The 20,467-nt window shown below is 58.8% G+C and carries 22 protein-coding genes; 13 read left to right on the forward strand and 9 right to left on the reverse strand.

All coding sequences use genetic code 11. The annotated features are described in order from the left end of the window. Nucleotides 1-208: 208 nt before the first annotated feature. From ACA072_RS16390 to ACA072_RS16400, 3 genes are all read left to right on the forward strand, one after another. Entirely contained in the window at nucleotides 209-1,129 is a 921-nt protein-coding gene (locus tag ACA072_RS16390; RefSeq protein WP_109629879.1) for a MurR/RpiR family transcriptional regulator, read from the forward strand. A 76-nt stretch (nucleotides 1,130-1,205) separates the two neighbouring features. Continuing rightward, entirely contained in the window at nucleotides 1,206-1,817 is a 612-nt protein-coding gene (locus ACA072_RS16395) for a glutathione S-transferase (RefSeq protein ID WP_497619031.1), read from the forward strand. A gap of 25 nt (nucleotides 1,818-1,842) precedes the next feature. Further along, nucleotides 1,843-2,946, forward strand: coding sequence for a DNA alkylation repair protein (locus ACA072_RS16400; RefSeq protein WP_497619033.1), 1,104 nt, complete (start codon nucleotides 1,843-1,845; stop codon nucleotides 2,944-2,946). 436 nt (nucleotides 2,947-3,382) lie between these two features. Here the strand turns inward: ACA072_RS16400 and ACA072_RS16405 are convergent, their stop codons facing one another. Beyond that, nucleotides 3,383-4,813, reverse strand: a complete 1,431-nt coding sequence (locus tag ACA072_RS16405) for an aldehyde dehydrogenase family protein (RefSeq protein ID WP_497619035.1) — start codon at nucleotides 4,811-4,813, stop codon at nucleotides 3,383-3,385. A gap of 122 nt (nucleotides 4,814-4,935) precedes the next feature. On the opposite strand from ACA072_RS16405, the gene ACA072_RS16410 reads away from it, so the two are divergent. Both ACA072_RS16410 and ACA072_RS16415 read left to right on the forward strand, forming a co-directional pair. Next, nucleotides 4,936-5,838: a LysR family transcriptional regulator gene (locus ACA072_RS16410; RefSeq protein ID WP_497619037.1), complete on the forward strand. Its 903-nt coding sequence runs from the start codon at nucleotides 4,936-4,938 to the stop codon at nucleotides 5,836-5,838. A 40-nt stretch (nucleotides 5,839-5,878) separates the two neighbouring features. After that, nucleotides 5,879-6,223, forward strand: a complete 345-nt coding sequence (locus ACA072_RS16415; protein ID WP_497619039.1) for a hypothetical protein — start codon at nucleotides 5,879-5,881, stop codon at nucleotides 6,221-6,223. A gap of 301 nt (nucleotides 6,224-6,524) precedes the next feature. Here ACA072_RS16415 and ACA072_RS16420 read toward each other — a convergent pair whose 3' ends face one another. Beyond that, nucleotides 6,525-7,475: an alpha/beta fold hydrolase gene (locus ACA072_RS16420; protein WP_497619041.1), complete on the reverse strand. Its 951-nt coding sequence runs from the start codon at nucleotides 7,473-7,475 to the stop codon at nucleotides 6,525-6,527. Nucleotides 7,476-7,537: 62 nt separating this feature from the next. After that, nucleotides 7,538-8,743 carry an MFS transporter gene (locus tag ACA072_RS16425; RefSeq protein ID WP_497619043.1) on the reverse strand — a complete coding sequence of 402 codons (1,206 nt, stop codon included), beginning with the start codon at nucleotides 8,741-8,743 and terminating at the stop codon, nucleotides 7,538-7,540. 105 nt (nucleotides 8,744-8,848) lie between these two features. Here ACA072_RS16425 and ACA072_RS16430 point away from each other — a divergent pair, with 105 nt between their 5' ends. Further along, nucleotides 8,849-9,490, forward strand: a complete 642-nt coding sequence (locus tag ACA072_RS16430; protein ID WP_497619044.1) for a TetR/AcrR family transcriptional regulator — start codon at nucleotides 8,849-8,851, stop codon at nucleotides 9,488-9,490. 177 nt (nucleotides 9,491-9,667) lie between these two features. Here the strand turns inward: ACA072_RS16430 and ACA072_RS16435 are convergent, their stop codons facing one another. Further along, nucleotides 9,668-10,030 (reverse strand): DUF6124 family protein, encoded by a 363-nt coding sequence (locus tag ACA072_RS16435; RefSeq protein ID WP_497619045.1) that lies wholly within the window; start codon nucleotides 10,028-10,030, stop codon nucleotides 9,668-9,670. 506 nt (nucleotides 10,031-10,536) lie between these two features. Further along, nucleotides 10,537-11,106, reverse strand: coding sequence for a cytochrome b (locus ACA072_RS16440; protein WP_497619047.1), 570 nt, complete (start codon nucleotides 11,104-11,106; stop codon nucleotides 10,537-10,539). Nucleotides 11,107-11,311: 205 nt separating this feature from the next. Between ACA072_RS16440 and ACA072_RS16445 the strand changes: the two genes are divergently transcribed. Genes ACA072_RS16445 through ACA072_RS16475 form a run of 7 tightly spaced genes read left to right on the forward strand, consistent with a single transcriptional unit; the run spans nucleotide 11,312 to nucleotide 17,657 of the window. Then, nucleotides 11,312-11,989 carry a thermostable hemolysin gene (locus tag ACA072_RS16445; protein ID WP_497619048.1) on the forward strand — a complete coding sequence of 226 codons (678 nt, stop codon included), beginning with the start codon at nucleotides 11,312-11,314 and terminating at the stop codon, nucleotides 11,987-11,989. Then, on the forward strand, nucleotides 11,979-13,460 hold the full coding sequence (locus tag ACA072_RS16450; RefSeq protein WP_497619049.1) for an AMP-binding protein: 1,482 nt from the start codon (nucleotides 11,979-11,981) through the stop codon (nucleotides 13,458-13,460). The genes ACA072_RS16445 and ACA072_RS16450 overlap by 11 nt, the downstream gene beginning before the upstream one ends. After that, nucleotides 13,457-14,131: an iron-containing redox enzyme family protein gene (locus ACA072_RS16455; protein WP_497619050.1), complete on the forward strand. Its 675-nt coding sequence runs from the start codon at nucleotides 13,457-13,459 to the stop codon at nucleotides 14,129-14,131. Before ACA072_RS16450 ends, ACA072_RS16455 begins: the two co-directional genes overlap by 4 nt. Further along, nucleotides 14,118-14,927 carry an SDR family oxidoreductase gene (locus tag ACA072_RS16460; RefSeq protein WP_497619052.1) on the forward strand — a complete coding sequence of 270 codons (810 nt, stop codon included), beginning with the start codon at nucleotides 14,118-14,120 and terminating at the stop codon, nucleotides 14,925-14,927. Before ACA072_RS16455 ends, ACA072_RS16460 begins: the two co-directional genes overlap by 14 nt. After that, nucleotides 14,924-15,568: a tetratricopeptide repeat protein gene (locus ACA072_RS16465; protein WP_497619053.1), complete on the forward strand. Its 645-nt coding sequence runs from the start codon at nucleotides 14,924-14,926 to the stop codon at nucleotides 15,566-15,568. Before ACA072_RS16460 ends, ACA072_RS16465 begins: the two co-directional genes overlap by 4 nt. Nucleotides 15,569-15,579: 11 nt before the next feature. Next, the gene (locus ACA072_RS16470) at nucleotides 15,580-16,242 is read left to right on the forward strand and encodes a response regulator (RefSeq protein WP_461981363.1); all 663 of its coding nucleotides are present in this window, start codon (nucleotides 15,580-15,582) and stop codon (nucleotides 16,240-16,242) included. Then, nucleotides 16,239-17,657, forward strand: a complete 1,419-nt coding sequence (locus ACA072_RS16475; RefSeq protein WP_497619054.1) for an ATP-binding protein — start codon at nucleotides 16,239-16,241, stop codon at nucleotides 17,655-17,657. The genes ACA072_RS16470 and ACA072_RS16475 overlap by 4 nt, the downstream gene beginning before the upstream one ends. 65 nt (nucleotides 17,658-17,722) lie before the next feature. Here ACA072_RS16475 and ACA072_RS16480 read toward each other — a convergent pair whose 3' ends face one another. The 4 genes from ACA072_RS16480 to ACA072_RS16495 form a co-directional block, all read right to left on the reverse strand. After that, a complete protein-coding gene (locus ACA072_RS16480; protein WP_497619055.1) occupies nucleotides 17,723-18,118 on the reverse strand; it encodes a hypothetical protein in 396 nt (131 codons plus the stop codon). Between the two features lie 63 nt (nucleotides 18,119-18,181). After that, entirely contained in the window at nucleotides 18,182-18,580 is a 399-nt protein-coding gene (locus tag ACA072_RS16485; RefSeq protein WP_497619056.1) for a hypothetical protein, read from the reverse strand. Nucleotides 18,581-19,132: 552 nt separating this feature from the next. After that, on the reverse strand, nucleotides 19,133-19,348 hold the full coding sequence (locus tag ACA072_RS16490; RefSeq protein ID WP_497619058.1) for a DUF4287 domain-containing protein: 216 nt from the start codon (nucleotides 19,346-19,348) through the stop codon (nucleotides 19,133-19,135). 201 nt (nucleotides 19,349-19,549) lie between these two features. Next, nucleotides 19,550-20,440 (reverse strand): LysR family transcriptional regulator, encoded by an 891-nt coding sequence (locus tag ACA072_RS16495; protein ID WP_497619059.1) that lies wholly within the window; start codon nucleotides 20,438-20,440, stop codon nucleotides 19,550-19,552. Nucleotides 20,441-20,467: the final 27 nt, after the last annotated feature.

Here is a 20,467-nt window from a genome sequence, read left to right on the forward strand (position 1 = left end):
TTATTCCAAATAATTTTTACGTGGAATATTTTTTCCAATAAACTTTTACAAAAGCATTCCAGACACAGTGCATCGTTTCAGCAAACCTCACGCGCACTGCAAGCTCAAGATTTTATTTCGGCCTACCCTGTAGACTGCGCACAGCCAACCTATTGTCAGGGGACGACACACAAGTCAGCCCTATAAGAACAAGCCAGAAGGATTCCCTATGTCCCGCACCGATCAGCCGGCTACGACCGAGAGCACGCCCGACAGCGATCTCGTCAGCCCCCCGATCAATGCCGAGCGTCTGCTGCAGCTGATCACCAACGAATACGAAAGCCTGCCGCGCCAGCTCAAACGCATCGCCAGCTACATGAGCCAGCAAAGCGACCGGATCATGGTCGACCGCATCAGCGACATCGCCCGCGAGTGCGAAGTGCACCCGTCGGCCATCGTGCGGTTTTCCCAGCGTTTCGGGTTCAGCGGTTTCAGCGAAATGCAGGCCCTGTTCCGCGAGGCGTACACGCACAAAACCACGCCGGTGCAGAACTACCAGCAGCGCATCCGCAGCATGATTGCCAACAAATCGCAGAAAGCCAGCGGCGGCGACCTCGCCCGCGAGTGCATCGACGCGACCCTGTCCGGCATCGAGCGACTGGGGCAGGAACTCGATGACGAGGCTTTCGACAAAGCCGTGGACCTGGTGGTCAACGCCGACAACATCTACGTGGTCGGCGTGCGCCGTTCGTTCGCCGTAGCGGATTACCTGGTCTACAACCTGCAACACACCAACAAGCGCATCCACCTCGTTTCAGGCCTCGGCGGCAGCTACCGCGAGCAGATGCGCAGCGTGCGCGCCAATGACCTGGTGATCGCGATCAGCTTCACACCGTACGGCAAGGAAACCCAGCACTGCCTGCGCATCGCCCAGCACAACCAGGCGAAAACCCTGATCATCACCGACAGCAACCTCTCGCCCTTGGCCAAACGCGCCAACACCGTGCTGCTGGTCAACGAAGGTAGCTCGTTCGCCTTCCGCTCGTTGAGTGCGACGCTGTGCCTGTGCCAAGCGCTGTTTATCGCCGTGGCCTATCGACTGGAATTGAAGGTCGACGAGATTCACGAACAGGTCGGCTTCGAGGATTAGCCCAGCGCCGTTTGCAGGTCGCCGAACCTCAGCTAAGGTAGTCCATCCCGACATGGACACCTGAAGGAGCGGCTCAATGAAACTGATCGGCATGCTGGATTCGCCCTACGTGCGGCGCGTGGCCATTTCCGCCAGACACTTGGGCATCGACCTGGAGCACGAATCGGTTTCCGTGTTCCGCCACTTCGAGCACTTCCAGCAGATCAACCCAGTCGTCAAAGCGCCCACCCTGGTGCTGGACGACGGCGAAGTGTTGATCGACTCGACGCTGATCATCGACTACCTGGAAGCCCTGGCCGGCCCCGGCAAAAGCCTGATGCCCAACGACCTCAAGCAACGACTGCGCGCATGGCGCCTGATCGGGCTCGGGCTGGCGGCGTGCGAAAAGTCGGTGCAGCTTTACTACGAACGCAACCTGCGCCCCGCCGAGATTCAATACCAGCCTTGGGTTGAACGGGTTGAAGGCCAACTCGCCGCAGCCTATTCGGCGCTGGAGCGCGAGCTGGAAAAGCAGCCTCTGGAAAACGGAGCCGTAATTGGGCAAGACGGCATCACCCTCGCCGTCGCCTGGAGCTTCACCAACCTGGTGACACCGGACCAAGTCGATGCCGAACGCTTTCCTTTAATCGCCGAATTCACCGCGCAGGCGGAAAAGCTTGAGGCCTTCATCAGTACCCCGATAACCTGACCGGCCCCCTCGAACGGACCCGACCATGACCGCCGCCGAACAACCTGCCCCGGCGCTGAAGGAAATCTTCAACGCCGAACGCCTCAAACACATCGCCACCGAAATGACGGCGGTCTACCCGGCATTCAACGCCAAAGCCTTCCTGAAAATGGCCAACGACGGCCTCGCCGACCTCTCGATCATGCAACGCATGGCCCGCGTCAGCGAAAGCCTGCACGCCGTGTTGCCGCTGAGTTACGACGAATCCCTCGAAATCCTGCGCGCCCTCGCCCCCCGCCTGAACAGCGGATTCGTCAGCATCTCGCTGCCGCATTACGTGGCGATGTATGGCGAGCATGATTTCGAGCAGTCGATGGAGGCGCTTAAATACTTCACCGCGTTTGGGTCTGCGGAGTTTGCGATTCGGTATTTTCTGCGCAGCGATCTGCAGCGCTCGTTGGCGCTGATGCAGGAATGGTCTCGGGATGAGAATGAGCATGTTCGGCGTTTGGCCAGTGAAGGCAGTCGACCGCGTTTGCCGTGGTCGTTTCGGCTGGAGCAGATTCAGAGTGATCCGACGTTGGCGGCGGCGATTCTGGACAACCTCAAGGCGGATGACAGCCTTTACGTGCGCAAGTCGGTGGCTAATCACCTGAATGACATTACCAAGGACCATCCGGAATGGGTGTTGGACTTGATTGAGGGGTGGTCGCTGGAGAACAAGCACACGGCGTGGATTGCCAAACATGCGTTGCGCAGTTTGATTAAGCAGGGGAATCAGCGGGCGTTGGCGATTATTGGGGCGAGTGGTAAGGCGGAGGTTGAGATTGTTGGGGCGAAGGTGGAGCCTGCGGTGATTCGTTTGGGGGAGAAGATTACGTTGTCGTTTGCGGTGAAATCCACGGTGGCGGAGAGTCAGCGGTTGGTGATTGATTATGCGATTGACTACGTTAAAGCCAATGGCAGCACTTCGGCGAAAGTGTTCAAGCTTAAGGCGTTGACGCTGCCTGGCAAGGCGACTGAACAGGTCAGCCGCGGTCAGCAGATCAAGGAGCTCACCACTCGCAAACACTATGTGGGCAAACACGCAGTGCACATCCTGGTGAACGGCGAACGCCTGGCCACCACCTCATTCGAAATCCTCGCCTAACTTGTAGCAGCTGCCGAGCAGCGCGAGGCTGCGTTCGGCTGCGAAGCAGTCGTGAAATCAGGCAGCTGGTTCTTTCAGGAAAACCGCGCTTACCGGTTTGCGAGGACTACGTCCTCGAACGCAGCCTCGCGCTGCTCGTCAGCTGCTACACACGCAGGCACCGATTGCCTGTTAAGTAAATCCACCCCGCTATTCCCAGACCAATCTTGCCAGCACATCAAAAATGACAACATCGCCTGAGGCACGCCGTTTTTCTGTAGGAGCGACGCTGGCTCACGATGGCGTCAGTCCTGACCTCTCGCGTTATCGCAAAAAAACTGCTCATTACGTCGTTCGTTTGGGAGCGATTGCAGCTTCGCGACAGGCAGCATTAGGCCAATAGCGGAGGCTGGCTGCCATTCCCCATAAAGTGCTCCCAGACAGGGACCTGACCCAGTCATTTCAACGTGTCATTCCTGATCAACGTCTTCGGCTCCAAATACGCGCTCATCCCCCACCTGCCCATTTCGCGCCCAAGGCCTGAATGCTTGAATCCACCGAAGGGGGCACGCGGTTCGTGGGCCAGGGTGTTGATAAGCACGCGTCCCGAATCGATCTGACGGGCGACGTTCATACAACGTTCGGAGCTTTTTCCCAGCACCAGGGCGCTCAGCCCATAGTCCGTATCGTTGGCAATGCTGATCGCATCGGCATCATCCTCGTAGGGGATGATCGTCAGCACGGGGCCGAAGATTTCCTCACGCGCGATGCGCATCCGGTTGTTGGCATCAGTGAAGATCGTGGGCTTCACGAACCATCCGGCATGCAAGCCTTCCGGGCGACCTTCGCCACCCGCCAACAACCTCGCGCCTTCTTTCTGGCCGGTACGGATGTAGCGCTGCACCCGTTCCCATTGTTTCTGGCTCACCATCGGACCGATGTCGGTGTCGGCGTTGCGTGGATCGCCCGATTGAATCTGTGAGACACCCTCCTTCGCAATCCGCTCGAACTCTGCCAGCCGGCTGCGCGGCACGAGGATGCGAGTGCCCGCGATGCAAGCCTGGCCGCTGTTGAGAAATCCGGCTTGCAGCACCAACGGCATGACCGCCTGGAAATCTGCATCGTCAAGCACCACGGTGGGCGACTTGCCGCCCAGTTCGAGCGTCACGCGCTTCATGGTGTCGGCACCGGTTCTGACCAGATGCTGACCAACAGCGGACGAACCCGTGAACGAGATCTTGGCAACGTCGGGATGACGGGCGATCTCCTCGCCAACCACAACGCCCCGTCCGTTGACGACATTGAATACACCCGGTGGCAGACCCGCCTCGTGCAACGCCCTGACCACGACCTGCGTCTGCAACGCGCTCATCTCACTGGGCTTGATGACGGCGGTGCAGCCTGTCGCCAGCGCGGTGGCCAGCTTGTTGCAAATGAAGCCCGCATTGCTGTTCCAGGGCGTGATCAGACCGCTCACGCCTACGGGCGTCAGAATGACCCTGGCCATGCCGACCTGCTCCTCGAAATCGAACGCCTCCAGTGCATCGATTGCTTGCGCAATCACATCGGCCGGATACGTCGCCATCCAGCGCCCGCGAACCGCAGGCGCGCCGTATTCCACGAGGATGGCTTCCAGCAGCTCCTCCTCCCTTGCCGCCATGGCCCGGTGCATGCGTTGCAGTGCCGCAATGCGCTCCTCCCGGCTAGTACGAGCCCACGCCGGGAACGCAACCTTGGCGGCTGCAATCGCGCGCTGTGCGTCCAGTGCATCGCCCAGCCGAACCTGACCGATGACTTCCTCGGTGCTCGGGTTATGAAGGTCGAACCATTCCTGACCGTGTGGAATGACGAACTCGCCGTTGATGTAGATATGTTCAATGCGTTGCATGGCGACTCCTCGCTCAAAATGACTCGCCTGAATCGAGCCTCTGTGATGAAGTCTGAGAAGGGTTCATTATTCCGATAAGCCATCCTTTGGCTTATGAAGCATCCTTATATTCAGGACAATCCATGCACAGAACAGGAATGACCGAGCTGGAAGTGGTTCTGGCCGTTGCGCGCCGCAGCAGTTTTCGCGGCGCAGCACAGGAGTTGGGCATGTCCACTACCGCCGTGAGCAGCGCGGTGGCCGGCCTGGAAGCACGCCTGAAAGTGCGCCTGTTCAATCGCTCCACGCGCAGCGTTGCCCTCACCGACATCGGGCAACGCTATGTGGCACGCATCGCACCTGCGTTGGCACAGATCAAAAGTGCCGGCGAAGAAGCCAGCGTCGGCCCCGATGAACCGAGCGGCACATTGCGCATCAATGCACCGCATGGTGCGGCCTATCTGCTGTTGGAGCCGCTATTAAAGCAGTACGCTCAGCGCTATCCCGAAGTGCGCATCGACATCGTCAGCGAATCAAGCATGGTCGACATCATCGCCGGTGGCTTCGACGCCGGGATTCGCCTGGCAGAGTCTGTGCCGCAAGACATGATTGCCGTGGCACTGTCAGGTGACGTCCGGATGCTCGTGGTCGCAACGCCCGAGTACCTCGAACGCCATGGCGTGCCCGAGCATCCGCGAGATCTACTCACCCACCGGAGCATCGGCATGCGCATGGCCCATGGTGGCCTCTACCAGTGGGAATTGGAGCACGATGGCCAAAAGCTGCAGATGGATCTGCCGGTGTGCTTCGCCTCCAACGAGTTGCTGGCCATCAAACAGGCCGTGTTGTTGGGCCTTGGCATTGGTTTCATTTCCGAGTGGTTCATCCTGGAAGAATTGGCAAGCGGCGCCCTGGTGCCGGTGTTGATGCCGTGGTGCCCGTCGTTTGGCGGGTTGAGGCTCTACTACTCGGGCCATCGCTTCGTGCCGGCGCGATTGCGTGCACTGATTGAACTGGCGCAGGAGTTGCGGCCCGCTGTGGTTTGATCATGTTTCGCCGCCTTTTAATCGTCCAATGGAATACCCCATGAAAACCCGCCACCTGCATCGCTTGCTCCAGGGAACAGCGGAGTGTGATTCCGCTGTCGAGTCACTCATCCTCATACTTGAGGCCGCCGTTGAACTGGTGTCGATTCCGGGAAATGATTTCTGTTGGTCATATTGGACTGATGAATTCAAGGCGAAAGCTGAACTACAAGCCCTGATCCATTCATTAAGAACCGGTAACTTGCCTGAGCGGTTAAACGTCGCCGTGTTGTTTGCGCCCACCGGACCGTTGCAAGAGCTGGGCATGAGTAGTGGATGGGCTGAGGCTTACTTGAAGGTCGCCGGCAAATTTGATGAAGTTGAAAGGTTGCTGTGGGGAAGATGAGATTGATTGGCCCTGCGATAGACAAAAAGGGGGGCAGCAGACCGTTGCGGTGTTCATTCGACCCGGTTTGACGGTTGTCATACACAGGGCGCCGGTCTACTCGCGTACTGGTGTACAAATCAGTGCAAGCTGCCCCCCTTCGGCGAAAAACCACCCATCAGCAAGGACCGCTTTCGGTTGCAGCCCTTCGAGACAGGCAGAAAACGGCCAGAAGCCGACGTTGGCCAAACCCCCGACCACGGCTCTCATCAGTGGCACCCGCGTTTCAAATAGCAGCCACCTTACGTATCAAGAGCATCCGTCAGTTATTCAAGAATTTGACCACCAGAGGATTCAATTCAGCGGAACACTCCTCCGGTAACCAGTGCCCACAATTGGGCAAGACTTGGCCTTCTACATTCGTCGCGTACTCTTTCATCTGATCCACTTGAAATTGCCCCATTCCGCCGTGCCCTCCACCGCCGATTGCCAGCACGGGCATGTTCAGGGTGGTCTTCGACAGCTCGACGTTTTCAGCGACCGATTGGTTAAGCGCTCGGTAGTATTCGAACGACGCGTTCAGCGTATGGGGCTTGGCGTATGACTTGGCGTACAGATCGAGCAGCTCAGGCGTGAAGACATCCTTGTTGGTCGCGTGTTCTTTGATGAAGTGCGAGAGGAACAGCTTTTCATGCCCTGTGATCAACTTTTCGGCCAACTGGTCGCCAGCGGCGAAGAAGCTGAAATGCCAGACCAGTGACTCACCCTGTGGTGAGAATGCCGGGAAATCGTAAATGCGCTTGTCGGGAATCGGTGCCTCCATGTAGACCAGTTTCTTTATCTGGCTTTGGTGGGTTACTGCCATTGGATAGGTGTTCCAGATACCGATGTCATGCGCAACCAAGTCAAACGGCTGGTTGCCGCTTAGCTGTGTCGCGAGGGCGAACAGATATTTCGAGACGTCAGTGCCGGTGTAACTGGTCTTGGGCGGTTCCGACTCGCCCAGGCCCGGTAAATCCACCGCAACGACGGTGTGAGTCTTCGCAAGTTCGGGCATCAAGCTGTGCCACTCATACCAGGCTTGACCAAATCCGTGGACCAGGTAAACCAAAGGCCCTGAACCGCCCTTCACATAGTGGAGCCTGACGCCGTCTATGATTTTAAACTCACTCTTGAATCCCGCTGGAACAGGAAACTCTGCCGCTTGTGCCAGGCATGGCAAAGCCACGGTGATTGCGGCTGCGGCAAGGGCCAATCCAAGGCGCTTTATCATTTTATTTCTCCATCGAGTTATGACTGAAAATGACGACCATGCGAAGGCGTGCTACCCGCCGATCAATGACTGTGGATCGCCTGGGTGGTGTGCCGTTGACCTTGCGGAAAACCATGCGCCCGTGCCCGAAATGCAATGGCCAGGCTGATCAATAGCAACGCCAGCAACACGCCGGGAAATGCACTCGTTCCCCATTGGCCGAGTAACACGCCACCCAGCAGTCCTCCGCCGGCAATAGCGCTGTTCCAGACCACTACGTTCATGGAGAGCGCAACATCGGAGCCCTTACCTGCGGCGTCGGCGAGTGCTGTTTGCAGCAGGGTGGCCGCGCCACCAAAGGTCAGCCCCCACATGAAGACCCCCACATAAATGGCCGCGGCGGAGCCCGAGAACACTCCGAGGAAAATCGAAACCGCTGCGAAGGTTGCAAGGCTGACCAGCACGGTTGTTCGCAGGTGCCGGTCAACCAGTCGGCCCGTGAGCCAGATGCTGGCCAGCGCCGCGACACCAAATGTGAGCAATACCAAATCGACGTCACTGTTCAGCCCAGCCTTGGAAACAAAGGGCGCGACATAGGTGTAAAGAATGTTGTGGGCCAGCATCCAGGTGAAGACGACAGCCAATACCGAGCGGACGCCTGGGGTGAAAAACACCTGACGTAACGGCATGCGCTGTGAGGATGATTGGCCTGGGTAATCCGGCACTTTGATCAGCACCCAAACGATCAATACAAGGGTCATGCCGGACATCAATCCAAAGGCCATGCGCCAGCCCATGAATCCACCCAGCCACGTTCCCATCGGCACACCCAACGACAACGCGATGGGCGTACCCACCATGGCCACCGCCAATGCGCGCCCCTGCAAACGAGGGGCGACCATGCGCCGTGCATAGCCCGCGATAAGGCTCCAGGCCAGCCCGGCTGAAACCCCGGCGAAAAACCGTGCAATCAGCGTCAACCAGTAATCGGAAGACAGCGCCGTGAGGGAGTTGAATACCAGGAAGCCGACAATGGTCACCAGCAGTACCGTTCTGCGGCGCCAACTTTGCGTGGCAATGGTCAGCGGGATTGCCGCCAGCAGCGATCCCAACGCATAGACAGTCACCATCTGCCCGGCCAGAGACGCAGAGACACCCAGGCCACTACCAATTTCGGGCAGCAAGCCCGCTGGCAAGGTCTCAGTGACAATGCAAATGAAACCCGTCATCGCCAGTGCAAGTAATGCCCCAAGCGGAAGCTTTCCGCCCTGTCGCTCATCTGTAGTCATTTGTCACCTCACATGTATACCGATCGGTATAATATGGAGGCGGACCACGATCTAGTCAACGACTTATATATCGATTAGTATTTAAGTGATCGAGAGGAGGTTCACATGGCACAGATGGGACGTCCACGCACCTTTGACCGTGACGTGGCAATTACTCAAGCGATGCATTTGTTCTGGGAGCATGGCTATGACGCAACATCACTCAGCCAGCTCAAGGCAAATATCGGCGGCGGCATCACCGCACCCAGCTTCTACGCTGCTTTCGGCTCAAAGCAGGCGCTGTTCAATGAAGTGATGGAACGTTATCTGAACACCCACGGCCGGGTGACCGATAGCCTGTTTGACACCGCGCTCCCCCCGAGAGAGTCGATCGAACTAACACTGCGGCGCTCCGCGAAAATGCAGTGTGAGCCCGACCATCCACCAGGATGCCTGGTGGCGCTGGGTCTGCTGAGTGCCTGCACGGATGAAAGCAAAGCCATCTCCCAGCCTCTGGCTGACGCAAGATCCTTGAACCGTGCAGCGATGGTGGCGTGTGTCGAACGCGCTATCGCATCTGGAGAGCTGCCACCCACGGTTGTGCCCGAGGCATTGGCCACGGTGTTTGACAGCTTCGTGTTGGGGATTTCGGTACTGGCCCGAGACGGCGTGCCCCTCAAACAGATAGATGACGCGGTGACGCAAATCATGACGTTATGGGATGCGTCGTGTATCGATCGTCCGGCTATTGGTTCAGGCAATCCCTAAACGGCAGTAAACAGCGAACGACCGCGGATCGATTTAGCCAATCTGTTGCGTCGACCGGTTGAATCCACAGCCGAGATCAGCCAGCAATACCCAAAAGCTGAGACCTCATGGATGCAGTTGCCGACTTGCCCTCCCTCTGTAGCGCCGGCCTACCCGACCGCCACAGAGGGATTGCCCTTACTCCTTCACCTCAACCTTATCCAACACCTGATTCACCGCCAACTCCCCCAACATCACCACCTGCGTTATCCCCAACAACGTCTTGCGATGCGAGTTATCCAGCAACGCCGCGAAATTGCTGAGCATGGTTGTGGCCGAGCCCAGTGATTCGCTGGCGTTGGCCAGCAGGGATTCGGTGTCGTACGCCGGGTTGGCGAGGAACATGGGTTCGGGTTCGTGGGTGCTGGCCATGATGTGGGCACCTGGGTTGAGGTAGTGGTCGAGGGCGCGTTCGGCGGCTTCGTGGAGTTTTTTGGAATCGAGGGATTCGTAGGGGGATGCCGGATCGGTGTCCGGTGGGTTGGGTGTTGGTTTGCTCATGAATAAAACTCCTGATACGAGTTTATTTAAAAGGAAGCCAGCACCCTCGCTACCAACGAATGGGTGGCGGCCATACGCGGGTTGGTAGACCGGTCGTATCAGTTCCCGGCGCCCTCGAAAGGACCCCGCGCATGGCCACCATAAAAGGTGATGCTATGCGCCGTGATACGAAACCGGGCTACCAAACCCGATCACTGTTTTTCAGTGACCGGGAAACGATATAGCCCGCCCCACAGGCGCACAAGCCGGCGGATTCTGGCGTACGCGTAGGTAATGACGCAAGGCGTTGTAGCCGTTGGGACGTAACACTGAGTGTCTTTAAACGTTGGCCTTGAAACCTGTTTAAGTGCATCAACAGTCGGGCGAAAAATCCTCGGCTGAAATCTATGGTGTCAGGTCTGACGCTATCGCGAGCAGGCTCGCTCCCACAGGGGGTTGAGGTGAATTCGGGGTTTCGGGGTGGCAATGGGTATGTCCGGTTTGTGTGGCTGGCACCGGGTTCGGGTTTAGCGACGCTGGTTGACGGCATTGGCGGGCCGGCCCGGCAACATGCGCGTCAGGGTGTTATCCCGCACCCAATAGTGATGAAACAACCCCGCCGCTGCGTGCAAGCCGATCAGCCAGTAACCGGTGCTGCCGAGCAGTTCGTGCCAGTACTTGAATCGCTTGGCCAAATCCGGATCCACCGCCACCGGCGAGGGCAGGTAGAACTCGAAATAGGGCATCGGTTTGCCGCCGGCCGAGAGCATCAGCCAGGCCAATAATGGCGTAGCGATCATCAGCCAATACAACGCCAAGTGCATCAGATGCGAAGCGCCGGTCTGCCATTTAGGCAGTGCCGGGGTAATCGGTGGCCGAGGCGTCAGGCGTCCGAGCAGTCGCACCCACACCAAGGCAAAAATGCTTAAGCCGAAGAGGCCATGCAGTCCAAGAAACATTCCTCTCAAAGCGTGCCCCTTTGGCAGCAGGCCTTTGATTTCAATGCAGGCATACACGCCCACGAACAAGGCCAGCATTAGCCAGTGCAAGGTGATCGAGAGTTTTCCATAGCGTTGAACTGCTGAGTCGCGGGTCATAAAGGGCCTCGATAACTTCATTGCTGGCTGCCGATTCATTCGTGCGGCCGGGGTCCGGCGTGTCACCGCACCGATGGGCGACACCCTGCCCGCCCAGTCTTAAGGCAATCTGAAGACCACGCCGGTCGCTCTTTTTTTCACCTTCAGACTCCGTTAAGAAATGCCTCCGATACTCCTCCCACACTGACCCGGGAGGCGTCTTCCAATGCCTGACTTTGAATGGAACATTCCTCTACCCCTGCGCTTCGGCCAGGCCGAGACCTCGCCGATGAACCTGGCCAGAGCGTTGCCGGACGACGTCGAGCGTCCTGTCTTCGAAGCCTTTATCCAGCAACGTTTTCGTAAGGCCCACGGTGCCGATATTCGCCATTTCATGCCGGAGTTGTTTGGCATGGGCAATGCCTCGGGCACGCTGTGTGCGGTGGCTGGTGTACGGCTGGCCAATGCCGAATCGTTGTTTCTGGAACGTTATCTGGACGAGTCGATCGAGCCGCTGATCAGCGCTGCGGCCGACCGCCCCGTAGATCGCGCCGGCATTGTCGAAGTCGGCAACCTGGCTGCCAGCGACACCGGCAGTGCGCGGATGAGCATCATCGCCATCACTTATTTGCTGGCCATGGGCGGCCTGGAATGGGTGGCGTTCACCGGCAACATCGGGCTGGTGAACAGCTTTCATCGCCTGGGCTTGAAACCGGTGACGCTGTGCGCGGCCGAGCCTGAGCGGCTGGGGGATGAACGCCAGCACTGGGGCAGTTATTACGAGAGCAAACCCTGGGTGCACGTCGGCAACATCCGCGCCGGTTTCATTCATTTGCGCAACATCGGGATGTTCAATCGCCTGGGGTTGCCGACGTCCCTTGAGGAATCCAGCCATGTCGCCTGAAACCGAGCGTTTCAAACAGACCCTGCGCAGCCATGCCCAGCGCAAGACCCACGCCATCGCGTTGTGGGGTGATCAGCTGAAAGTGGATTACGCCACGCTGTACGCCGAAGTGGTGTATCGCCAGCAACGGCTGCGCGATGAGCAGGTCAAGGTGATCGCGCTGGCGTTGGACAATGGCGTCGAAGCCATGCTCTGGGACCTGGCGGCGCTGTTCGAAGGTTTGACTTGCCTGACGCTGCCGCCGTTTTTCAGCCCGGCGCAACGTGCCCATTGCCTGGAACAAAGTCAGGCGGAACGGGTGATTGCCGAACCTGCGCTGGACGATGAACTGCAAATGGCCGGATACGAGAAAACCGGTGAGTTCTGGCGCCGCACGCTCAGCGGCCCGAACCGTATGCCGGAGGGGACCGCCAAACTGACTTTCACCTCGGGCACCACGGGCACACCCAAAGGCGTGTGCCTCAGCGCCGAGAGCCTTTTAACGGTCGCTCGCGAACTGGATCAGGCCAGCAAACCTACCGATCCGCAGCATCATCTGGCCTTGTTGCCACTGGCGATTTTGCTGGAAAACCTAGGTTGCTATGCCGCGCTGTATGCCGGGGCAACGTTGAGTTTGCCCAGTCAGAAAACTCTGGGGATTCAGGGGGCCAGCGGTGTAGATGTGCCACGGTTGCTCGGTTGCCTGGCGACCCGGGCGCCCGAGAGCCTGATCCTGGTGCCGCAGTTGTTGCTGATGCTGGTCAGCGCCGCCGAGCAGAAAGCCTTCAGCCCCTACGCGTTGCGTTTCGCCGCGGTGGGTGGCGCGCGGGTGTCCGAGGAGTTGCTGCATCGTGCGCAACGGATCGGCATACCCGTTTATGAAGGTTATGGGCTGTCGGAATGCGCCTCGGTGGTGTGCCTGAATCGGCCCGAAGCACGCCGCCCCGGCAGTGTTGGCCGGCCCCTGCCCCACGTCGAGATTCGCTTGGCCGAGGACGGCGAAGTGCTGGTCAAGGGTTCGACTTTGCTCGGTTACCTGGGAGACGCGTCGCACACCGAAGAATGGTGGCCGACCGGCGATCTCGGCGAGTTTGACGCCGATGGTTTTCTCTACCTCAAGGGGCGCAAGAAGCATCAATTCGTCACCAGTTTCGGGCGCAACGTCAACCCGGAATGGGTCGAGGCCGAGTTGACCCAGCGCCGCCATATCGCCCAAGCCTTCGTCTACGGCGAAGCCATGCCACGCAACCACGCGCTGCTCTGGCCCCATCGCCCGGAGTGCACCGACGGTGAACTGGCCGCCGCCGTCGCCGAGGCCAACGAGGCTTTGCCCGGTTATGCGCAGGTCCATCACTGGACCCGTCTCGATCAACCCTTCTCCCCCGCCAATGGCCTGCTCACCGCCAATGGCCGCCCGCGCCGTGACGCCATCGTCGAGCGCTACCGGGCGCAACTGACTGAATCTGTATTTTCCGAGGAATCCGCATCATGAGTTTTTTCGACACGCTGCAAGAAGCCACGCAACACGAACGCCATGAACTGTTCAATCTGCCGGTCATTCGCGATGCGCTTGAGGGTAAGGTCAGTCTGGAAAGCTACCGGGCTTTCCTGGCGCAGGCCTATTACCACGTGCGCCACACCGTGCCTTTGATGATGGCCTGCGGTGCGAAATTGCCGTCGCGCCTGGAATGGCTGCGTGAAGCGGTATGCGAGTACATCGAGGAAGAATACGGCCACGAACAGTGGGTGCTGAATGACATCGAAGCCTGCGGCGGCGACAAGCACGCGGTGCGCGATGGCCGCCCCTCCCCGCCGATCGAATTGATGGTCAGCTTTCTCTATGACCTGATCGCCCGCGACAACCCGGTCGGCCTGTTCGGCATGGTCAACGTGCTGGAAGGCACCAGCATCGCCCTGGCCACCCACGCGGCGGGCAGCATTCGCGAGCGTCTGGATTTGCCGGAGAGCGCATTCAGTTACCTCAGCTCCCATGGCTCGCTGGACATCGAGCACATGCAGACCTATCGCCGGTTGATGAACGCCCTCGACGATCCGGCCGATCAGGCGGCGGTGATTCACGCGTCCAAAGTGGTGTACAGGCTCTACACCGACATGTTCCGTGGTTTGCCGCGCGACGGGGAGACTTTGCATGCAGCTGCATGAAGCCCGGGTGGTGCTGACCGGAGCCAGCGGCGGCATCGGCCTGGCGATCGCCACCGCGCTGTGTGCCAGTGGCGCGCGGGTGCTGGCGGTGGCTCGGCATCAGGAACCACTGGCGCCTGTGCTTGAGCGCTATCCGCAACACCTGTGCTGGGTCGGTGCGGATCTGACTGTGCTGTCCGACCGACGCAAAGTGCTGAGCGCAGCCGAAGCGATGGGCGGGGTCAACCTGCTGATCAACGCCGCCGGGCTCAATCACTTCGCCATGCTCGAACAGCTGGAGGACAGCGACATCCACGCGATGCTGGCGGTGAACATCAGCGCGCCGATCTGCCTGACCAAAACCTTGCTGCCGCTGCTCAAGCAAGCCGAGAGCGCGATGGTGGTGAACGTCGGCTCGACTTACGGCTCCATCGGCTACCCCGGTTACGCCAGCTATTGCGCCACCAAGTTTGCCTTGCGCGGGTTTTCCGAGGCCCTGCGCCGGGAACTGGCGGACACCCGGGTCAGCGTGCTCTACGTGGCCCCACGTGCCACCCGCACCAGCATGAACAGCCCGGCGGCGCAGGCGTTGAACGATGCGCTCAAGGCCAACGTCGATGATCCGCAAACCGTCGCCGCCGCAGTGATGCATGCAATTGCCGGTGACCGCCGCGACTTGTACCTGGGCTGGCCGGAGCGCTTTTTCGTGCGCCTCAACAGCCTGCTGCCCAATCTGGTGGACCGCGGCTTGCGCAAGCAATTGCCGCTGATCCGTCGCCTGAGTCAGAAGCCCGACAACGAGAACCTCAAACCATGAAGAAAATCATCGCGTGCCTGCTTCTGGGGGCTCTGAGCCAAAGCGTCTGGGCGCTGGAGCCCGCCGACCAGCAACGCCTCAAGGACATTCAACAAACCTGGGCGCACATTCAATATGAAGTCCCTGAGGCGCAACGCACCGCAGCGTTTGAGAAACTGGCGGCCCAGGCTTCGGCGTTCACTCAGGAACGCCAATCCGTGGCGGAAGCCTGGATCTGGTCCGGCATCGTCAGCAGCAGTTGGGCCGGCGCACAGGGCGGCCTCGGTGCGCTGAGCAAGGTCAAAGCGGCGAAAGTCGATCTGGAAAAAGCCATGGCGCTGGACCCAAAAGCCCTGCAAGGCTCGGCCTATACCAGCCTCGGCGCGTTGTACGACCGCGTTCCCGGCTGGCCCATCGGTTTCGGTGACTCCGACAAGGCCGAACAGTTACTCAAGCAAGCCTTGCAACTCAACCCGGACGGCATCGATAGTCTGTACTTCTGGGGCGATCACCTCTACCGTCAAAAACGCTACAGCGAAGCGCGCGGCGCGTTGCAAAAAGCCCTGCAAGCCGCCCCAAGGCCAGGCCGGGAAACCGCTGATGCCGGGCGGCGCAAAGAGATCGCAGCGTTGCTGGTGGACGTGAACAAGAAACTCGACTGACAGGAGTTCGTGTGCGTTTATTACTGATCGAGGACGACGTGGCCCTTGGCGAGGGCATCCATCAAGCCCTGGGCCGCGAAGGCTACACCGTCGATTGGCTGCAAGATGGCACCAGCGCCTTGCATGCGCTGCTCAGTGAAACCTTTGACCTGGCGGTGCTCGACCTCGGCCTGCCGCGCATGGATGGGCTTGAAGTGCTGCGGCGCTTGCGTGACAGCGGCTCCAACCTGCCGGTGCTGATCCTCACGGCGCGGGACGCGACCGAAGACCGCATTGCCGGGCTGGATGCCGGGGCCGACGATTACCTGATCAAGCCCTTTGATCTGGCGGAATTGAAGGCTCGCTTGCGGGCGTTGCTGCGGCGCAGTGCCGGCCGCGCTCAGGTGCTGATCGAACACGCCGGCATCAGCCTGAACCCCGGTACGCAGCAAGTCAGTTATCAGGGCGAACCGGTGGCGCTGACGCCCAAGGAATATCAGTTGCTCCACGAATTGCTCTCGCCGCCGGGCCGGGTCATGACCCGCGATCACTTGATGCAATTGCTGTATGGCTGGAACGAGGAAGCCGAAAGCAACACCCTGGAAGTGCACATCCATCACCTGCGCAAAAAATTCTCCACCGACCTGATCCGCACCATTCGCGGGGTCGGATACCTGGTGGAGGAACGTCGATGACGTCGATCCGGCGCCGCACCCTCACCCTGATCATTGGCCTGATGTTGGTGGGGGTGGCGGTGATCAGCCTGTTCAACCTGCACGACAGCAATCACGAAATCGCCGAAGTCTACGATGCTCAACTCGCGCAAAACGCCCGGCTGTTACAGGGTGTGATGCGCATGCCGATGGCCAGCAAGGAACACGCCGAACTGTATCAGGCCTTCAACCAGGCGCTCGGCGAAGCGGAGCCTCGGGTTGACGGCCATCCCTACGAATCCAAATTGGCCTTTCAGGTGTGGAACCGCACCGGCGAAGTGCTGGTGCACACGGCCAGCGCGCCCTCCTTCAACGCGCCGCCGACCAAACCCGGTTTCAGCGACGTGGTGGACCTGAACAACCGCCACTGGCGTGCGTTCCTGCTGGATGATAAACAGAACGACCTGAGAATTTGGGTGGGCGAGCGGGACGACGTGCGTTCGGACCTGGTGGACCGGATCGTGCGGCATACCTTGTGGCCCAATGTGCTGGGCAGCCTGATTTTGGCGGCGATGATCTGGATGGCCATCGGCTGGGGCCTCAAGCCGCTGGAAGACATGGCGGCGACCTTGCGCGCACGCCACAGCGGTTCGCTGGAGCCGCTGCAACTGACCCCGTTGCCCAGTGAACTGGAGCCGATGCAAGCGGCGCTCAACCGCATGCTCGCGCAGATTCAGGAAGTGCTGGGCCGCGAGCGGCGCTTCATCGCTGACGCCGCCCACGAAATGCGCACGCCCCTGGCGGTGCTGCGGGTGCATGCGCAAAACCTGCTGGAGGCTGGCACTGAACAGGAGCGCCGTGAATCCCTGGAGTTCCTGATTGCCGGCGTCGACCGCACCAGCCGGCTGGTCAATCAATTGCTGACCATGGCCCGCCTCGAACCCAAAGGCATGGACCCGGTGTTGCAGCGCATCGACCTGGCCGAAACCGTGCGCGACAGCCTCGTGCAATTGACGCCGTGGTTGCTGAGTAAAAACCTTGAGCTGGCTTTCGACGTCACGGATCGTCCTTTTGAAGTGGTGGCCGACGCCGCCGCCATCGACATCGCCCTGAACAACCTGATCACCAACGCGGCAAACTTCTCCCCCGAACACGGCGTTATCACGGTGCAGCTGAGTCAGGCGGACGGCTTTTATTCGCTGAGCGTCGAGGATCAGGGCCCCGGCATCGACGAAGCGGATCGCGGACGATTGTTCGAACGCTTCTACAGTCGTGGGAATGTGCATGGAGCGGGTTTGGGCCTGACCATCGTCAACACCATCGCGACCCGGCTGGGCGGACGCATCACGCTGGCCAACCGAGCGCAAGGTGGGTTGCGCGCGACGCTGTCCATTCCCGATAGCCAACCGCGCGATCCTTTACAACGCACCACGCGCGAGTTGCCGCCGAATGCTTGAGTGAGTACGACGCCCGTTACTTCATATGACGCTCGCGGTACTGATGACACCTGAGTAAACCACTGTCACTGCGGTGTCAGTCTGTAATGGTAGTGGACTGCCCCCGTCTCAGGATGTACCAGCCAGTAGTCATCCTTGTCTTTTTTCAGGCGATAACACTCTTTGGGAATCTTGGGAGAAGTGAAACAAATCACCCCATCCTTGACCGTCCAATATTCCGTCTCGGGTTGTTTGCCGGACATTTGGAATATTTCAGTCCCATCCGCGTTGAAACTCAACGAATAGGGCAAACCTGAAGTGCCGACATTATTGAGTTTGTTCCCAACCAATGTGCTGCGGACTTGTTCATCATCAAGCGCTACCGCTGAAGCCGAGACCGGCTTCACCGTATTGCCGCCAGACGAAGCGCATCCAGTCAAGACAAGTGTCAGGAATATGAAACTCCAATGTTCAATACTCATACCGCACCTCCATCGATCTCTACTTCGAGAGAACTTAAAAACCAAAGACAAAAACCGCAGTCTTTATTTAACGGTAAATTTGTTATTGGTTTTGTTACTCACATTATCAACAAACCAGATGAACTTCCCATCCGTGAGGACCTTATTGCATTCCTTGCCATATTTTTGATAGCTCACACAGATGACATCCTCCGTCACGACCCATTGACCGGTTTGCATCTGTTCGGTGGAAATCTGGATCATTGCAGTTCCGTCAGGGTTTAACGTTTGAGAAAAGGGATAACCGGTAGACGTCACACTCGAATGCTTGCGCCCTATTATCGTCGAGTTAATCTCGCTTGCGCTTAATTGTTTCGCGTTTGCCGGCGCATCGGCGTGAGCGTCGGCTGCCGCTTGATGACCAGAAGATGAGCAGCCTGCCATGAGCAATACAACTAACGAGTAGATAATTAATTTATTCATAACCTTTCACCTTTTCTCATGAGCAACGGATCCAATGTTTTAATAATAGCCACACAAAAATCATTGAATATAATTATTCACGATAAACTTAATAGCGCGAAATCACCGACATTGTTTCATATCTGAGAAAAGTTTAAGCGATAGGGAATTAGATGAGGGATTATTTTTCTTCAACTCGTTTGTTGTAATGATTGGAAAGTGTTTTACCTTCAACCGACAGCTTTATTCCGCTCACACTTTTGAACGCAGCATATCGAGCATTAGCTTGAATGGGGGCTGTCTTCGGCTTGGATAATAAGAGGGTAGCCCGTGACTACAGGGTTTCAGTCGTCCAGTACACATATCGTAGTCGGGCAAAAAATTCTCGGCTGAAATCGGTGGTGTTAGATCTGGCGCCTTCGCGAGCAAGCCCGCTCCCACAAGGTTCTGCGTCGACCACAGCACTCAAAACCAACACCGCCCCCCTGTAGGAGCGAGCCTGCTCGCGATGGCGGCGGCACATCCAACAACTATGTCATTGCCATGCCACCTTGCGAGCCGCTCACAACTGGCTCACTTTTTAGCACTCGCCATATAATGCGCAACCAACGCATTGGCATGGCCATGCCCCATATCGTGCTCATCCTTCAGCCAAGCCACCATTTCCATGTGCTTCTTGCCGCTCACTGTCCCGAGCAGATCCAGCCAGTGGCTGATGGGCTGGCCATACTTTTTCTCGATTGACGGGAAGTACGACGCCGGGCCTTTCACTTTTGTATCTTCGGTCATGCTGCAAGCTCCCTTGTTTGCGACGGAGTGTCGGTGGACGCTCCTTGTCTTCAGCACACAAATTGAAGGCCAGGACGGCTATGTCGTCCAGTGGGAACAAGCTTGCTGTGATGAGGGAATGATGAAGAGCAAGATCAAAAGATCGCAGCCTCGTTTCACTCGACAGCTCCTACAGGGAGACAGGGGGATTGTGTGGGGCGGTTAGGTTGGGCCTAGCAGTAAGGTTTGCTCGCGTTCGCATAACTCCACCACGTAATCCCACATCACCCGCAGCCTTACCGACTTGTGCAGCTCCCGCCGCGTGCTGATCCAGTAGCTGCGCTCGATGCTCTCATCGGGAAACAACGGCACCAGCTGCGGATCGGCGCTGGCCATGTAGCACGGCAGCACCGCGATCCCCAACCCAGAGCGCGCCGCCTGTTGCTGGGCGATGACGCTGGTGCTGTGGAACACCACTTGGGGGTTACGGCAGAAGCTGTTGAGGAACATCAGTTCCTGGCTGAACAGCAGGTCGTCGACGTAGCCGATCCACGCGTGGCGGCCGAGGTCATCTCGGCTGTGCAGCGGGGGTGCCTTGTCGAGGTAGGCCTGGCTGGCGTAGAGCGCCAGGCGATAGTCGGTGAGTTTGCGCGTGACCAGCATGTCGGCGGCCGGGCGTTCGAGGTGGATGCTGATTTCGGCTTCGCGGTTGAGGATGCTGACGAAGCGCGGCACCGCCACCAGTTCCACTTCCAGTCCCGGGTAGCGTTCGAACAGGCCGTTCATGCGGCTGGCGAGGAACATGATGCCCAGCCCTTCGGTGACGCCGACGCGGATTTTGCCCAGTGGCGCGGTGGATTGGGTGATTTCCTCCTGCGCCAGCAACGCGACGTTTTCCATGGCTTCGGCGTGTTTGAGCAGCGCTTCGCCGGCCGGGGTCAGTTCGTAGCCCTGGGCGTGCTGGACAAACAGCGCGGTGCCGAGGCTCTTTTCGATGGCCTCGATGTGCCGGGCGACGGTGGCGTGGGTGGTGTTCAAACGGCGTGCGGCGGTGAGCAAACGCCCGCTGCGCTGCAACTCGAGAAAAAACCGCAGGTCATTCCAGTCGAACATGAGTCGTCCTTGGGGCTACGCTGGGTG

The organism is Pseudomonas sp. LBUM1656 (genome assembly GCF_059716065.1).

Excerpts from the sequence above, each read along its gene's own strand:
- ACA072_RS16390 (WP_109629879.1), top strand. The coding sequence starts at position 209 with ATGTCCCGCACCGATCAGCCGGCTACGACCGAGAGCACGCCCGACAGC.
- ACA072_RS16395 (WP_497619031.1), top strand. The coding sequence starts at position 1,206 with ATGAAACTGATCGGCATGCTGGATTCGCCCTACGTGCGGCGCGTGGCC.
- ACA072_RS16400 (WP_497619033.1), top strand. The coding sequence starts at position 1,843 with ATGACCGCCGCCGAACAACCTGCCCCGGCGCTGAAGGAAATCTTCAAC.
- ACA072_RS16405 (WP_497619035.1), bottom strand. The coding sequence starts at position 4,813 with ATGCAACGCATTGAACATATCTACATCAACGGCGAGTTCGTCATTCCA.
- ACA072_RS16410 (WP_497619037.1), top strand. The coding sequence starts at position 4,936 with ATGCACAGAACAGGAATGACCGAGCTGGAAGTGGTTCTGGCCGTTGCG.
- ACA072_RS16415 (WP_497619039.1), top strand. The coding sequence starts at position 5,879 with ATGAAAACCCGCCACCTGCATCGCTTGCTCCAGGGAACAGCGGAGTGT.
- ACA072_RS16420 (WP_497619041.1), bottom strand. The coding sequence starts at position 7,475 with ATGATAAAGCGCCTTGGATTGGCCCTTGCCGCAGCCGCAATCACCGTG.
- ACA072_RS16425 (WP_497619043.1), bottom strand. The coding sequence starts at position 8,743 with ATGACTACAGATGAGCGACAGGGCGGAAAGCTTCCGCTTGGGGCATTA.
- ACA072_RS16430 (WP_497619044.1), top strand. The coding sequence starts at position 8,849 with ATGGCACAGATGGGACGTCCACGCACCTTTGACCGTGACGTGGCAATT.
- ACA072_RS16435 (WP_497619045.1), bottom strand. The coding sequence starts at position 10,030 with ATGAGCAAACCAACACCCAACCCACCGGACACCGATCCGGCATCCCCC.
- ACA072_RS16440 (WP_497619047.1), bottom strand. The coding sequence starts at position 11,106 with ATGACCCGCGACTCAGCAGTTCAACGCTATGGAAAACTCTCGATCACC.
- ACA072_RS16445 (WP_497619048.1), top strand. The coding sequence starts at position 11,312 with ATGCCTGACTTTGAATGGAACATTCCTCTACCCCTGCGCTTCGGCCAG.
- ACA072_RS16450 (WP_497619049.1), top strand. The coding sequence starts at position 11,979 with ATGTCGCCTGAAACCGAGCGTTTCAAACAGACCCTGCGCAGCCATGCC.
- ACA072_RS16455 (WP_497619050.1), top strand. The coding sequence starts at position 13,457 with ATGAGTTTTTTCGACACGCTGCAAGAAGCCACGCAACACGAACGCCAT.
- ACA072_RS16460 (WP_497619052.1), top strand. The coding sequence starts at position 14,118 with ATGCAGCTGCATGAAGCCCGGGTGGTGCTGACCGGAGCCAGCGGCGGC.
- ACA072_RS16465 (WP_497619053.1), top strand. The coding sequence starts at position 14,924 with ATGAAGAAAATCATCGCGTGCCTGCTTCTGGGGGCTCTGAGCCAAAGC.
- ACA072_RS16475 (WP_497619054.1), top strand. The coding sequence starts at position 16,239 with ATGACGTCGATCCGGCGCCGCACCCTCACCCTGATCATTGGCCTGATG.
- ACA072_RS16480 (WP_497619055.1), bottom strand. The coding sequence starts at position 18,118 with ATGAGTATTGAACATTGGAGTTTCATATTCCTGACACTTGTCTTGACT.
- ACA072_RS16485 (WP_497619056.1), bottom strand. The coding sequence starts at position 18,580 with ATGAATAAATTAATTATCTACTCGTTAGTTGTATTGCTCATGGCAGGC.
- ACA072_RS16490 (WP_497619058.1), bottom strand. The coding sequence starts at position 19,348 with ATGACCGAAGATACAAAAGTGAAAGGCCCGGCGTCGTACTTCCCGTCA.
- ACA072_RS16495 (WP_497619059.1), bottom strand. The coding sequence starts at position 20,440 with ATGTTCGACTGGAATGACCTGCGGTTTTTTCTCGAGTTGCAGCGCAGC.